Here is a 14,717-nt window from a genome sequence, read left to right as displayed (position 1 = left end):
GTACACCCGGGCGGGGGGCCGCGGGTGCGGTGCGGGTATCAGAACCCCCGTGCACGATTAGAAATCGCGATCGGGTTCCGCCTCGAACCATTCCTTGGTGCGCTTGAAGACGTTATCGAACCAATTCGGCGCGTTGGCATCCTCCTTGATTTGCTCTTCCAGCTCCAGCTCAGTGGTGGGCTCTTCCTTTTTGGGCGGAGCGATCTTCACCCGACCGGCGTCTATGTCAGCAAAGCCCTGCAGGAGTAGTCCTACTCCCGTAGCGTATATGGGGCTGGTCAGCTTTTCGGTATAGCCGTGAGCCAAGTGCTCCACGGGGGATCCTACGCGGCAACTCATGCCGGTATGCAGCATCGTCAGTTTGTCGAAGTCCTTGAGTAGGGCACCACCACCGGTCAGTACGATACCGCCGATGAGCTGACTGCCATCGAAGCCGGAGCGACGGATCTCCCAGAGCACGTGATCGAGGATCTCCTCGGCGCGGGCCTGAATGATGAGACTCAGATTCTTCTCGCTGATCTCTTTGGGTTCGCGTCCGCGCAGGCCCGGGATCACGATCATACGGTTCTCGTAGACTTCGCTGGCCAGGGCACTGCCGTAATTGACCTTGAGCTTTTCGGCGTGCGCTTCCATCACGGTACAACCCGCTTTGATGTCCTTGGTGATCACGTGGCCACCGAAGGGTATGACGGCAGTGTGCCGAATGATTCCTTCCTGGAAGATGGTGATATCCGTGGTACCGCCGCCGATATCGACCAGGGCTACACCGGCAAACTTCTCATCGTCGTACAGTACGGAGGCCGAACTAGCAATCGGCTCCAGGGTGACGTTAGCCATCCGCATACCGGCACGCTCCACGCAGCGGTTGATGTTGTTGCTCGCGGTAATCTGACCAGTGATAATATGGAAGTTCGCTTCGAGCCGCGAGCCGGACATTCCAATGGGATCTACAATACCCTGCTCGTTGTCCACGGTATACTCCTGTGGAATTACGTGTAAAATCTTGTCGCCGGGGGGCAGCACTAGTTTGTGCATATCACCGATCAGGCGATCGATGTCGCGCTGTCCGATCTCCGAATGTGGGTTATCCCGCATTAGCATACCGCGGTGTTGCAGGCTCTTGATATGCTGGCCCGCAATGCCTACATGGACGGTCTCGAAGGTCTGTCCGCTAGCTTGCTCGGCCAAGCGACGGGCTTCGGTGATTGCGCGTACGGTCTTCTCGATATTGGAGACTACGCCGCGCATGACGCCCTCCGATTCGACCTTTCCGGTGCCGAGTATTTCCACCCGTCCGTTGGCGTCGCGTCGACCGACGAGCGCGCAGACTTTGGTGGTGCCGATATCGAGTGCGGCGATTGTGTTCAAATGTGTGGTATCAGTCATTATATCCCAAGGTTTGAAAAGAGTGTATGAAGGCAAAATGGGGTCATCATCGTGCCGTCAGAGAATGTGTGCGTTAAACTTTCTTTGCTACCACCTGATCGGCGTAGCGTAGGTCAAAGCTCCGGTACTTCCTCCAACCCTCGTACGGAAGTCCTTCGCGGTAAAATATCTTAAGGCGCTCGAGGCGCTTAGGGGTTTCTCGTTTGTCGTAGCGGCCCAGGTAGATCAGCTGATCGCCGAGTTTAGGGGCCAGCACCAGTTCACCACTTGCCGTCAGGTCGATCTGCTCGATCAGGGCATTCAGGAAGGCGTCCTTGCGTAGGTAATGACCTAGTTCCATCAGTTGGTTCAATTGGTGGGCGGATTGATCCAGATAGTCGTTCGACCAGGCTACGACCTTGCCGGTCACCACGGGTACGCGCACCGTATAGTTAGGGCTGAGGGGCAGGCGCACGCCATCGAGATCAAGGTAATAGTTTTGTCCGTTATCGGCGATGACTCGCAGTAGGGGGATCCGTTGCTCGGCGGTAATGTGCAGCACCAGGTCGGCATCCACGTAGGCCTCAGCATCACCCACGAAGGCCTGAGCTTCCAGTACTTCCTCAACCCGTTCGATGTCTACGTCGGATAGCATCAGCTCGTCCAGTGGTTTAGTAAAACTGGACTGAAGCAGAGCAAGCAACTCTTCCGGTTCCACGAGATTGGCATTCTCCGGCAGGGGTTCCACTACAGCCTGCACAGCGCTGATGTGGGCCGCCTCGCGCTCGGTGATAGCCGATATGGCCAGCACTGCGACGAATAACAGCACGAAGATCCAGCCGTACTGCCGTACCGCGATGAATACACTGGCTAATGCCTGTCCGAGTGCAGTCGTTACTTTATTCGCCATGATGTACCGTTTTAGTGTGCTGGGCTACAATGCGCTGTACCAAGGCATCGATATTACCCGCGCCGAGCAACAGAAGTACCCCATCCGTAAGTTGCGCCGTCACTTCCAACATTTGCACGTCCGTCAGCAAACGCCGCTTCTCGTTCTTCATCATACCGTAGACCAGCTGGCTGGTCACCCCGGCGATGGGAGCCTCCCGCGCGGGATAGATCGGTATGATGATCGCCTCGTCCAGTCGATCCAATGCGCGGGCGAATCCCGGCGCGAAGTCTTGTGTACGGCTATACAGGTGGGGCTGAAACACGCCGCGGATAGTCCGGTCAGGGTACAGCTCGCGCGCCGCACGGATGGTGGCGTCCAGTTCCGTCGGATGGTGGGCATAATCATCGATAATCACCAGTTCATCAGTCCGGTAGACGGTCTCGAAGCGCCGCGCGATACCGTGAAAGTTGGCCAGCCCCTCCCGTAGATGCACCTCGTCACCGCCCGCGAGCCTCGTCACCGCACAGGCAGCCACCGCGTTCTCGACATTATGCCGGCCGGGTAGCGCCGTACGGAGGTTCTGGATCAGGTGGCCATCCGGTTCCCGTAGGTCAAACTCGAAGGCTCCGTCCACCACGCGGATATTGTGGGCGCAGAAGTCGCCCCGACCGATACCGAAGGTCGATACGAGCACGCTGTCCAGATCAGTAAACTGATCGGCAATATCGTAGCGCACGATCAGTTGCCCGCCCGCCTTGATCTGCCGGGCGTAGGCCCGGTAGCCGGTCTCGATCATCTTCTCGTGGTCACCGTAAATATCCAGATGGTCAGGGTCGGTAGATAAGATTACCGCGATCTCCGGATGCAGCGTAAGGAAGCTACGGTCGTACTCGTCCGCCTCTACTACCACCCAGTCACTGTCACCGTGCACATAGTTTCCGTCGAAGTCGCGCGCGATTCCCCCCAGAAATGCCGAAGGATCCAGCCCCGCGGTCATCATCAGGTAGGTAGTGATCGTGGTCGTAGTCGTTTTCCCGTGGGTACCCGCGATACCTACGCACTGCATGGCTTCACTGATCAGGCCCAGCACCTGTGACCGCTTCATCAGGGTATGCCCACCCGCCCTGGCACGCTGCAATTCCGCAAAGTCAGTGGGAATAGCGGGTGTGTAGACGACCAGCAGGTCCGCTGCCGGTGCAGGCAGGAGTTCGGGTCGAGCAGTGTAGTGGATTTGCATCCCCTCTGCCTCCAGTGTCCTGGTCAGGGTGGTAGCCGTCTTGTCGTAGCCCATGACTTCGAACCCACGGCTACGGAAGTAGCGTGCTACGGCCGACATACCGATGCCGCCGATGCCAATAAAGTATACGCGTCGGACGTCAGACAACTGCATGCACATCGGTTTGTGAGGTAGGTGTGGGGATTAGTTGCAGCACTTCTTCGGCAATGCGGGTAACTGCACCCGGGTGAGCCAGAGCACGTGCGTTGCGGCTGAGTCTGTCCCGCTCCTGCGGATCGTCGAGCAGCTGCAGTACCCGGGGCACAAGGTCGTCCTTTACCCGCTGATCCGGCACTAAAATGGCAGCCTTTTCTTTGGTTAATGCCTCGGCATTTTTAGTCTGATGGTCTTCAGCTACCCAGGGGCTGGGTACGAGGATGGTGGGCTTGCCCAGGTATTCAATTTCCGCGATGGTGGTGCTTCCCGCCCTGGCGATCACCACGGTGGCACTAGCATAGGCTTCGTCCATCTTATCGAGGAAGGCCGACAGGTGCACATTCTCCAGCGCTGCCGTGGTGCTACCCGCGTAGGTCGTCAGGTAGGAAGCACCACACTGCCAGATCCACTGCACCTGCGGCCGCGCCCGTATGAGCTCGGTGCTGGCTGCCATGGCTTCGTTGAGAGAACGGGCGCCGCCCGATCCGCCCATGAGGAGAACGGTGAGCTCCCGTTCGGGCTGTCGTGCTTCGAGCTGCTTGACCCGGTCGAGCAACTGCTCGCGTACCGGATTACCCGTAATGATGAGTTTATGGGCGGGGAAGAACTTAGCCATCCCGGCAAACGCAACGCATACTTTATCTACCCGGCGGCCGAGCCACTTGTTGGCCAGACCGGCAAAGGCATTGGGCTCCTGGATCAGGGTAGGAATACCCATGCGCGCGGCGGCATACAGGATGGGCGCCCCGGCGTAGCCACCCGTACCTACTACTACGTCCGGACGGAACTGCCGTAAAATGGTGCGGCAGCGGAATAGACTGGTCAGCACCTTCACCGGTACGCTTAGGTTGTCCAGACTGAAGGCCCGCTTGAGTCCGCTGATCCACAGTCCTTCGATGCGGTAGCCGGCGGCGGGTACCTTGGTCATTTCCATACGCCCCTTGGCGCCGACGAAGAGAAACTCCGCGTCGGGGTGCAGCCGCCTGAGCTCGTCGGCAATGGCAATGGCCGGGAAGATGTGTCCCCCGGTGCCGCCGCCGCTAATGATGAATCGGGGAGGTCTAGGTAGCATCGGCGGTCACGGCTTCTATGTACTTCGATACCGACATCAGGATGCCCAGCGAAATACAGGTAAATAATGTGCTCGTGCCCCCCATACTCACCAGCGGCAAGGTCAGTCCGGTGACGGGCAGCAGGTCGAGGTTGACCGCTATATTGAGGAAGGCCTGGAGGAGGAGCGATAGCCCGATCCCGAAGGCCACCATGGCCCCGAATGCTTTACTACTCCTGGTCACCAGGCGGATCACCCGGACAAATAGGAGTAGATAGATACCGATCAGGGCGATCCCACCGACCGCGCCATATTCTTCGACGATGATGCTGTAAATGAAGTCCGACTGGGCGCTGTACAGCGTGTGCCGCTGGGTAGAGTTGCCAGGGCCTACGCCGATCACGCCCCCGTTGGCAATGGCGATCATGGCCCCGGTGATCTGCCGGCGGTCGTCCACCTGCGCAGCGGCGGGGTTGAAGTAGGTTTCGATCCGTTTTTCCCAGGTAGCGGCGCGCGGCACCAAATTCGGATACTTAGATCCCACCATGACCAGAATGCTGAACACGCTGATGCCCAGCAGGATAAGCATGACGATATACTGGATCGCTACCCGCCCTACGATCATCATCAGGATACAGATCAGAAAAAGCATAATGGCAGACGATAGATCCGCCAGCGCGATCAGCAGACACACCGCCAGCACCGGCAGGATGATCGGCACGAAGGCTTCCTTAAAGTCCTTGATCACATCCTGCTTTGAGCCGATGGCCCGGGCCACGAACAGGATCAGCGACAGTTTCGCAAAGTCGGAGGTCTGGAACGTCTGGTTGATGAACGGAATAGTCAGCCACCTCCGCGCGCCGTTGATGTCCGTACCCGCTACCTGTGTCAGCAGCAGTAATACGATCGATATGATGAGCATCGTCGGGGCCCAGCGGGAGTACTTGGTGTACGCCAGCAGGTGGCCCACGTAGATCACCACCAGACCGAAGCCCAGTATGATACCGTGCTTCAGGATGTAGCCGTTGACCGCCCCACCGGAATTGCGGTAGGCCAGGTTAGCCACCGCGCTGTACACGGCGACCATAGAGATGAGGGCGAGCAGGACGATAATGGCCCACATCACACGGTCACCCCGCAGTTCGGTCGCTATGCGCGTCGATAGGTTCATCCGGCAGTTTGTTGCACGCTGGCCCGGAACTGGTCGCCCCGGTCTACGTAGTTCTTAAATAGGTCGAAACTGGCGCAGGCCGGGCTTAGTAGCACCGTGTCCCCCACCCCGGCATAGCGATCAGCGAGCTGTACGGCATCAGCGGCGCTTTGGCATTCTTCTATGCGTGATACCCACTCGAAGGTCTCCTTCAGTTTCTCGTTGTCGAGGCCTAAGCAGATGAGGGTGTGGACCTTATCGCCCATCACTTTGTGTAGCGGACTGTAGTCATTACCCTTATCCGTCCCGCCGGCGATCCAGACGGTAGGTCCCGTCATCGCTTCCAGGGCGAAGTAGGTGCTGTCCACATTGGTGGCTTTGCTGTCATTGATCCAGGTACGGCCGTCTGAGGTAGCGATAAGTTCCATACGGTGCGGTGCCGGGCGGAAGCTGTCCAGGGCCAGTTGAATTTCCTCGGCACTTACGCCAAGTTGTAGGGCGATCTGCACGGCAAACAGGGCGTTCATGGCATTGTGCCGTCCCCGCAGCTGTCCGGTGCCTAGCGCAAAGGTCTGCGCTCCTACCTGGATAGTACTTCCCTGAATGGCCGTTGCTGGCGTTATTTCTGTAACCGCGGCGCGTGTCGGGTTGCGGCGGCGCGCGGGTGCGATGGTCTTGGCATCCTGCAGTACGATCAGGTGATCCCCCGGATGCTGATTGTGGGCGATCCGCAGTTTGCTATCTGCGTAGGCGTCCAGACTGTAGTTGTAGCGGTCCAGGTGATCGGGCGTGATGTTGAGCACGGCAGCGATCTGCGGCCGAAAGCGCACGATCCCATCTAGCTGAAAGCTACTCAGTTCGAGCACGTAGATATCCTGCGGGGCGTGGTCCAGCAGGAGGCGCGCAAAACTGTCGCCCAGATTTCCACCGGCTACCACCCGCTCACCGGCCATGTGCAGTAGGTGGTGGGTAAGCAGTGTAGTGGTGGTCTTCCCGTTGCTTCCGGTAATACCCACCACGGTAGCATCCGGATGAACGAAGCGGGCGGCAAATTCGATCTCGGAAATCACGGGAATGCCGGCCTCCCGCAGCGCGACCACTGGTGGTGCGGTTTCCGGTATGCCAGGACTCTTGACGGCCACATCAGCTCGGAGCAGCTCGGCTTCGGTGTGCCCACCGATCTCGACGGCTATTCCAGCGGTGGCGAGCTCCTGGAGGTACTGTTCGCTGCCCCTGCCCGCGTCGCTGACAAACACGGTATAGCCCTCACGCTGCCCCAGGCGGGCGGCGCTTGCTCCGGACTCTCCGGCTCCCAGTACGACGAGGTGCTGTGCCATCTTAGCGGATTTTGAGGGTTAGGATGGTGGCTACGGCGAGCAGGATGCCCACGATCCAGAAGCGGATCACGATCTTCACCTCCGACATACCCGCCTTCTGGTAGTGGTGGTGGAGGGGCGACATGCGCAGGATGCGGCGTCCTTCCCCGTACTTGCGTTTGGTGTACTTGAAGTAACTCACCTGCGCCATCACCGAAAGATTCTCAATGACGAAGATGCCGCAGAGGATCGGGATCAGGAGTTCTTTGCGCAACAGAATAGCCAGTGCCGCAATCACCCCACCCAGAGCGAGCGATCCGGTATCGCCCATAAAGACGGCGGCCGGGTAGCTGTTGTGCCACAGGAAGCCCAGGCAGGCACCCAGCAGGCATCCACTGTAGATCACCAGCTCCTCCGTACCCGGCAGGTATAGGATACCCAGGTAGTTGGCTGCGATGGCGTTACTACCCACGTAGGCGAACACGGCCAGGGTGCCGGCGATGATGGCCGAGGTACCCGTAGCCAGGCCATCGAGTCCATCGGTCAGGTTAGCGGCGTTAGAGACGGCCGTCACGATGAAGACGATCAGGGGTACGAAGATGATCCAGGCCAGTTGCCGACCGATGCCGAATACGTTGGCGTAAGTGAGTACGCTATTCTTCAGGAAGGGTACGTTGGTGAGGGTGGTCCGGTAGTCAGCCCGGTCGACGGTAGTACCGTTATCGAGTTGTACGTGGCGTACTTCCCCCACCCGTTGGATGTCGGTGATCCCATCGGCCTCCGCTGCGCTGACGTTCATACGCACCACCACCTGCTCACTTAGGAGCATGATCGAGGCGATGAGTAATCCAAGGCCGACCTGACCGGCTACCTTGAATTTACCGGCCAGACCGTCCTTGTTCTTATGCTTGATCTTCAGGTAGTCATCGATAAAGCCGATGGCCCCCATCCAGACCGTGGCGACCAGCATCGTAATCAGGTATACATTGTCCAGCTTAGCGAACAACAACGATGGAAGCAGGACAGCCAGGAGAATGATCAGACCGCCCATGGTCGGGGTACCCTTCTTCTCTAATTGTCCCTCCAGCCCAAGGTCGCGCACGCTTTCCCCGATCTGTTGCCGGCGGAGGTAGCGGATAATGCGGCCACCCGTCACGATACTTAATAGCAGGGACACGATGATGGCCACGCCGGCCCGCACGCTGAGAAAGCTCAGCAGGTTCGCACCCGGAAAATCGCCGAAGGTGGCACGCAGCCAATCGAATAGCTCAATTAACACGGGCCACAGTATTTAGAGCGTGAGCTAATTCCTCCCGGTCGTCGAAGGGGGTACGTACTCCCGCCACTTCCTGGTAGGTTTCGTGCCCCTTGCCGGCCACCAACAGTACCTCCGGCCTGAGGCGTACAGCCGTGCGGATGGCCTGACGGCGGTCCGTAATGCGCAGCACCTTATGCGCGAGGTGTGCCGGTACACCGGCCTCCATCTCATCCAGGATGGCTTCGGGAGACTCTGAGCGGGGGTTGTCGCTCGTTAGGATCGTCTGATCAGCGAGTTCTGCGCTGATGCGGGCCATATCCGGTCGTTTGCTGCGATCCCGGTCACCGCCAGCTCCCACCACACAGCTAAGTTGGTGTCCGCTGGGTAGCAGGCTGCGCAGTGTTTGCAGGACATTTTCGAGCGCATCGGGCGTATGGGCGTAATCCACCAGCGCGGTGGTGCGACCGCTGGGATCGGTCACGTGCTGCATGCGCCCCTCGGCACCCTGTAGCGCGCTGAGTGCCACGAGCGCCTCCTGCGGATCTTGGTCCAGCAGTACCGCTACTCCGTAGGCGGCCAGGAGATTGTAGGCGTTGAAGCGACCCAGTAATTTGAAGAAGACTTCGGTGCCGGCGATGTCTAGTTGCAGGCCCTGTGATGTATTGGCCAGCAGCCGGGCGTGGAAGTCGACCAGTGTGCGCAGACTATAACGGTGTACGGTAGCTGCGGTGTTTTGTACCATGACCCCACCCCGCTTGTCATCTGCGTTGATCAGCGCAAAGGAGCCGGTGGGTAATTGGTCGAAAAAGGACTTTTTAGCTGCCAGGTAAGCGGCAAAGGTGCCGTGGTAGTCGAGGTGATCGTGACTCAGGTTGGTAAACACCCCACCGGCGAAATGCAGACCATGCGTACGCTGCTGGTGAACGGCGTGACTGCTGACCTCCATAAACACATAATCGACCCGCTCATCGCGCATTTCCGACAAACTGGCCTGGATCGCCAGGGCATCCGGGGTAGTGTGGGTAGCACTGCGCCGCGCCTTGCCTATGCGGATCTCTACCGTAGATAGTAGTCCGGCCCGGTACCCCAGCTGGGTAAAAAGATCGTGTAGCAGGGTGGTTACCGTAGTCTTACCGTTCGTACCGGTGACACCGACTAGCTGGAGCTCCTGGCTAGGCGATCCGTACCAGCAATCGGCGAGTTGCGCCAGGGCTTTTGCGCTATCTGGCACCAGGATTACGGGCACGGGGGTGGCATCGGCGGTGTAGCGACCTTGCTCGGCGACCACGGCCACCGCACCTGCGTCCACCGCCCGCTGGATGTAGGCATGCCCGTCTACCTGCGTACCGTGAATGGCGACGAACAGGTAGCCTGCCTGCACCTTGCGGCTATCGAAGGCGATCCCGTTGATCTGGGTATCCGTGAAGTCCGGCGAAGAACGCTGTGATAAGGAGTGGATGAGGTGTTGGAGCTGCATGGACTTAGCGGAGGATTAATTCGACGTCCTGTCCGCGCTTACCGCGTCCGTCACTCTGCCAGCGCATATTGACCACCCGGCCGACGCCGCGGGGGTGTACGACGTAGCCTTCATTCTCTAGTACGTAGACCGCGTCGCGCAGTCGCATACCGCGCACGTTAGGAAACTGCTGCCCCCCCGGTGAGATGGCGGCGAGTTCTACATGCTCCTCGGCGCCGTTGACCGTTACCAGTTCAGACTGGGGCAGCGAATCCACGGTCACATTAACAAAATCGAGCACCTCGACGAGCTCACTGGAGAAGCCGGCGTCGCGGCTGGGCAGTTCACTGGCATAGAGCACGGGCCGTGGACCCTGATTGATGGGCTCGTGCACCTCGATCATGCTGTTGTAGATATTGTCGGCGATCTCGCGGAAGATGGGTCCGGCCACCTCGCCCCCGTAGTAGGCGCCCTGGGTAGGATCCTTGACTACCACGATGATGGTGTACGTCGGGTTCTCCGCCGGGAAGTAGCCGGCAAAGCTGGCCTGATACTTCTTCTTACGGTTCTTCTGGCTGTAGTTCTGCTGGCTGGTACCGGTCTTGGCGGCAAAGCGGTACTGATCGGTTTTGAGACGCTTGGCGGTGCCGCGATCGACTACACCTTCGAGGAGCGATTGCAGTTGCTCGATGGTCTTTGCGCTGGCGATCTTCTTATCGATCACCGTTGGTTTGTACTCCTCTACTACGCGGCCGTTGCGTTTAATATCCGTAACGAGGTAGGGCTTCATCATGCGTCCTCCGTTGGCTACCGCATTGTAGAAGGTGAGCATCTGGAGCGGGGTGAGGCGACTTTCGTAGCCAATGGCCATCCAGGCCCGCGATATACCCGAGAAACCCGCCCGACTGGTGTCGTTAATGAAGGGTGCGCGTTCGCCCTCCAACTCGATGCCGCTCTCGGAGCCCAGGTGAAAGTCCTTGAGGCGCTGACTGAACTCATTGTCCTTATAGAGGCTGTCGACCAGCTTGGCCATGCCAACATTGGAGGACTGCTCGAAGGCATCGCGTACGGAGATGGTACGCCACCCCTTGCTGAGCGGGTTGGAGTCTTCCATGGTGAGGTCATAGAAGGTCTTGGTACCGTTTTCGATATCTACCTCACTATCCAGATCGATGTGACCATCTTCGAGCAGGGCCATCATAGTGGCCAGCTTAAAGGTAGACCCCGGCTCGTTGGAGCGGGAGATGGCGTAGTTGTACTGTTCGGCGTAGCGGTCACGGGCCTTGTTGACCGCCCCCAGGTTGGCCATGGCGCGAATGGCACCGGTCTTTACGTCCATCACGATGGCCGAACCCCACTCCGCCCGGTGCTGGCGGACGGCGCGCTCCAGGGCGTTCTCGGCGATGTCCTGCATATTGACGTCCAGGGTAGTATAGACGTTGTCGCCGGCCGTGGGCTCTACGATGGTCAGGTTGTCGGTCGGCAGCCAGACGCCGTTGCCCATATTGAACATCTCCTGCTTACCGCTACTGCCCGCTAGCTGGGTATCGAAGGCCCCTTCTAGACCGACCTTGGCCCCGCCCGGATGGCTATATCCGATGGTGCGGCGCGCCAGCCAACCGAAGGGGCGCTTGCGGGCCGCACGCTTTTCTACGATGAGTCCACCGCCCATTCGCCCCTGATTGAAGATGGGAAACTTACGGATGCGGGACAGCTGGCTGTAGCTGACGCTTTCGGCGAGTCTGAAGTAATGGTTGGCCGGTCCGGTGACGCTATCGCGCATCATCAGCAGGCTGTCGCGCCAGGCACCGGGGGTGTGATCGGAGTCGATGTGGCGGCTCAGTAGCAGGGCCAGACTATCGATGTGATCGTAGTAGTCGCGGGGGCTGGCGACGTAGGGATCGAAGTGCAGACTGAAGTAGGGTACCGAGGTGGCCAGCAGATTATCGTTGGCGCTGTAGATGTTGCCACGCTCGGCCTGTACGGTGACGATACGGAATCGGTCGCGGCCCAGCTCCTGGAACTCGGCCTGGCGTACGACCGCAATATCGACCGTGCGGTACACCAGCAGGCCGGCAACGGGCACGATGATGACCGCCAGGATGGCGAAAATGCGTACGAGTACTTCGTCTTTAAAATTTACCGCCATGGCCTACTTCGCTACGGGAGCGTAAATTTTTTTGGGTTTACCCCGGTGGAGGCGGAGGCCATTGGGCCGTACCTGATCGACAATTTCGGAGCGCAGCCCATTGTACATATTCTCGCTCTGCAGCGACATGTAAAGCCAGCGTTTTTCCTTGATGTCCGATTCGAGTTCCTGTATACGGCGGACGTTGTACTCGGCGTAGTGGGCGTTGCCGATGTAGATTAGGGCCAACACGCCCACAAAGGCGAGAAAGCCAAGATTATCCAGGATGAGCGCGGGCACAGAAATAGTGGTGGCGCGCTTACGTTTTGCTGCCATTTTGAATCACACCTAGTCTATAATACTAACGGCGCCGGTACCCAACGATCGGCAGTCGAACGTTCCGGGGTGCTCTGGTGGGCACCCCGGAACGGATTCGGCTGACGACGGCTCAGCATTAGCGCCGCGTCCCGGCACGCAGTTTAGCACTACGGGCACGGGGATTTTGCTGAATCTCTTCAGCGGACGGCAAAACGGGTTTCTTCGTCAGAATCTTGTACGGGCGGTCAATATTCCCGTAGAAGTCCTTAACGACGGATCCATCCGCGTTGCCGGTTTTGAGGAAGTTTTTAGTGATGCGATCCTCCAGTGAATGGTAGCTGATCACGCTGAGACGGCCGTGTGTAGGTATCAGTAAGTCGGTGGCCTGAGCCAATAAATCAGTTAAAGCGCCAATCTCATCGTTGACCTCAATGCGTAGTGCCTGGAACACCTGCGCCAGGTAGCGCGGGCGACTTCCCCGGACCCATGGGTTGACCACCTGCAGGAAGTCCTGAATGGTAGCCATGGGTGCTTGCTCCCGGGCCTCCGCGATGGCGAGGGCCAGGGAGCGGGCGTTGCGCACTTCGCCGTATTCGCCCAACACCTTCTGTAGATCCTCCGGGCTGTAGTGATTCACTACATCGGCGGCCGTACGGTCGGTGGTCTTCGTTCCCATGCGCATGTCCAGCGGTGCTTCAAAGCGGTAGCTGAACCCACGCTCGGCCTCATCAAACTGATGACTGGAAACACCCAGATCAGCGAGTAGACCGTCAATTCGCGTGACGCCATGTAGGCGCAGGAAATTGCTTAGGTGACGGAAGTTGGCGGTTACGAAGGTAAATCTGCTATCATTCAGGGCATTGGCCTGGGCAGCCTCATCCTGGTCAAAACCGAACAGGCGCAGGTCTTTCGATCCGGCCTGCTCGAGGATAAAGCGGCTATGGCCACCGCCCCCGAACGTAGCATCAACGTAAACTCCTCCAGAGCGGAGGTCCAGAAGACCGACGCTTTCGCCGGCCAGAACGGGAACGTGGTAGGCCACCTAAGCGACCTCCTCTATTCCCGTGCTCGAACCACCGAGTACGTCCTCTGCCAGCGCGGCGTAGTCTTCCAACTCGCCATTCAGCAGTGCTTCGTATTCGGTTTCCGCCCAAATTTCAATGCGATCGTTCAGGGCATTAAGCACGAGGTTCTTCTCGACGCGGGCCCAGGCCAGCAGCTGTTTGGGCAGCAGCAGGCGGTCGGCCGAATCAGGAACAAGCTCGCTGGCGCCGCGGTAGAAGAGCCGCGTAAACTGCAGGTTCTTCCGGTTGAATTTATTGAGTGCGTCCACCTCGGCCTTGATGTCGTCCCACACTGGTTTTGGATATAGTGTGAGGCAGTGATCAAAGCCCCGATTGACGACAAACTTTAAGGTGTCGCGGTCACCGAGCCCCTTCAGTAATCCACTGGGTAAACGAAAACGACCCTTGGCATCGAGTGCCACGTAGAATTCGCCCAGCAAGTCATACTGATGTGCCATAAAACAATCATGGGCGGGTACGCTTACCCACCGCTAACGCTAAGGTAACACCTTGTCCCACAACTTACCACTTTGCGACACTTTTTTTCCCCCCACAAAAGAAGAAATTTGCCACTACATGTTCAAACCACTTGAGGTGACGGCGATCTGCTGTCAGATGCAAGATAATACGCCTTTCGCGTACGGTTTGGAGCGAGAACTGCGCACCGGCGGCCGCGGCCGGAATATTTTTGCGTACTGAACGGCTGCCTTAGTAGGTGGTAAATTGTGGGAGGGCCGAACCGCTGCCGCGCATAAACCAATCCCCTACCCCGGCGTTTTGATGACCTATGGACGTGCTACTTTATACCTCGATCACCTTGTTTACCGTGGCCGGTATGGAATTCGTAGCCTGGGCGGCCCATAAGTACCTGATGCACGGTCTGCTATGGGTGTGGCACGAGGATCACCACCGCCCGCATCATGACAAGGAGGGCTTCTTTGAAAAGAACGACCTGTTCTTCCTGGTCTTCGCCATTCCTAGTGCAGCGGCCTATATAATAGGACTGAATGTTTCCGGCTGGTTCTGGCTCACCTTTGTAGGTATCGGGATCAGTATTTACGGGGCGATCTACTTTTTGATCCACGACGTATACATCCACCGGCGCTTTTCCTGGTTCAAGCAGCTGGACGGATCGTACAGTCGGGGCATCCTCCGGGCGCACGGACACCACCACGCCGTCACCGAAAAAGATGGTGCCGAAAGCTTCGGTCTGCTGGTCGTAGCCAAGAAATACTTCGGCAAGCGCAGTGATTGGAGCAATAGCCCAACGACAAAGACGTAATTTAG

At 58.4% G+C, this 14,717-nt stretch carries 13 protein-coding genes; 1 reads left to right on the top strand and 12 read right to left on the bottom strand.

Translation table 11 applies throughout. The features are described from left to right. Window positions 1-57: 57 nt before the first annotated feature. The 12 genes from ftsA to MJQ68_RS05800 form a co-directional block, all read right to left on the bottom strand. A complete protein-coding gene (gene ftsA, locus MJQ68_RS05855; protein WP_238750092.1) occupies window positions 58-1,386 on the bottom strand; it encodes a cell division protein FtsA in 1,329 nt (442 codons plus the stop codon). Between the two features lie 73 nt (window positions 1,387-1,459). Further along, window positions 1,460-2,275: a cell division protein FtsQ/DivIB gene (locus MJQ68_RS05850; RefSeq protein WP_238750091.1), complete on the bottom strand. Its 816-nt coding sequence runs from the start codon at window positions 2,273-2,275 to the stop codon at window positions 1,460-1,462. Next, the gene (gene murC / locus MJQ68_RS05845) at window positions 2,265-3,647 is read right to left on the bottom strand and encodes a UDP-N-acetylmuramate--L-alanine ligase (protein WP_238750090.1); all 1,383 of its coding nucleotides are present in this window, start codon (window positions 3,645-3,647) and stop codon (window positions 2,265-2,267) included. The genes MJQ68_RS05850 and murC overlap by 11 nt, the downstream gene beginning before the upstream one ends. Then, on the bottom strand, window positions 3,634-4,761 hold the full coding sequence (murG, locus tag MJQ68_RS05840) for an undecaprenyldiphospho-muramoylpentapeptide beta-N-acetylglucosaminyltransferase (protein ID WP_238750089.1): 1,128 nt from the start codon (window positions 4,759-4,761) through the stop codon (window positions 3,634-3,636). Before murG ends, murC begins: the two co-directional genes overlap by 14 nt. Further along, window positions 4,751-5,911: an FtsW/RodA/SpoVE family cell cycle protein gene (locus tag MJQ68_RS05835; protein WP_238750088.1), complete on the bottom strand. Its 1,161-nt coding sequence runs from the start codon at window positions 5,909-5,911 to the stop codon at window positions 4,751-4,753. Before MJQ68_RS05835 ends, murG begins: the two co-directional genes overlap by 11 nt. After that, complete coding sequence (murD, locus tag MJQ68_RS05830) at window positions 5,908-7,227, bottom strand: UDP-N-acetylmuramoyl-L-alanine--D-glutamate ligase (RefSeq protein WP_238750087.1); 1,320 nt, start codon at window positions 7,225-7,227, stop codon at window positions 5,908-5,910. Before murD ends, MJQ68_RS05835 begins: the two co-directional genes overlap by 4 nt. A 1-nt stretch (window position 7,228) precedes the next feature. Next, complete coding sequence (gene mraY, locus MJQ68_RS05825; protein ID WP_238750086.1) at window positions 7,229-8,485, bottom strand: phospho-N-acetylmuramoyl-pentapeptide-transferase; 1,257 nt, start codon at window positions 8,483-8,485, stop codon at window positions 7,229-7,231. After that, window positions 8,475-9,941 (bottom strand): UDP-N-acetylmuramoyl-L-alanyl-D-glutamate--2,6-diaminopimelate ligase, encoded by a 1,467-nt coding sequence (locus tag MJQ68_RS05820; RefSeq protein ID WP_238750085.1) that lies wholly within the window; start codon window positions 9,939-9,941, stop codon window positions 8,475-8,477. Before MJQ68_RS05820 ends, mraY begins: the two co-directional genes overlap by 11 nt. Before the next feature lie 4 nt (window positions 9,942-9,945). After that, the gene (locus MJQ68_RS05815; RefSeq protein WP_238750084.1) at window positions 9,946-12,069 is read right to left on the bottom strand and encodes a penicillin-binding transpeptidase domain-containing protein; all 2,124 of its coding nucleotides are present in this window, start codon (window positions 12,067-12,069) and stop codon (window positions 9,946-9,948) included. Window positions 12,070-12,072: 3 nt separating this feature from the next. Continuing rightward, on the bottom strand, window positions 12,073-12,384 hold the full coding sequence (locus tag MJQ68_RS05810; protein WP_238750083.1) for an FtsL-like putative cell division protein: 312 nt from the start codon (window positions 12,382-12,384) through the stop codon (window positions 12,073-12,075). A 118-nt stretch (window positions 12,385-12,502) separates the two neighbouring features. Further along, on the bottom strand, window positions 12,503-13,408 hold the full coding sequence (rsmH, locus tag MJQ68_RS05805) for a 16S rRNA (cytosine(1402)-N(4))-methyltransferase RsmH (RefSeq protein WP_238750082.1): 906 nt from the start codon (window positions 13,406-13,408) through the stop codon (window positions 12,503-12,505). Continuing rightward, window positions 13,409-13,888 carry a division/cell wall cluster transcriptional repressor MraZ gene (locus MJQ68_RS05800; protein WP_238750081.1) on the bottom strand — a complete coding sequence of 160 codons (480 nt, stop codon included), beginning with the start codon at window positions 13,886-13,888 and terminating at the stop codon, window positions 13,409-13,411. Window positions 13,889-14,217: 329 nt separating this feature from the next. Between MJQ68_RS05800 and MJQ68_RS05795 the strand changes: the two genes are divergently transcribed. Further along, window positions 14,218-14,712, top strand: coding sequence for a sterol desaturase family protein (locus tag MJQ68_RS05795; protein ID WP_238750080.1), 495 nt, complete (start codon window positions 14,218-14,220; stop codon window positions 14,710-14,712). Window positions 14,713-14,717 lie beyond the last annotated feature (5 nt).

Source organism: Neolewinella maritima (assembly GCF_923081025.1).
GTDB lineage: Bacteria > Bacteroidota > Bacteroidia > Chitinophagales > Saprospiraceae > Neolewinella > Neolewinella maritima.
This window is presented reverse-complemented; position numbering and strand designations above follow the sequence as displayed.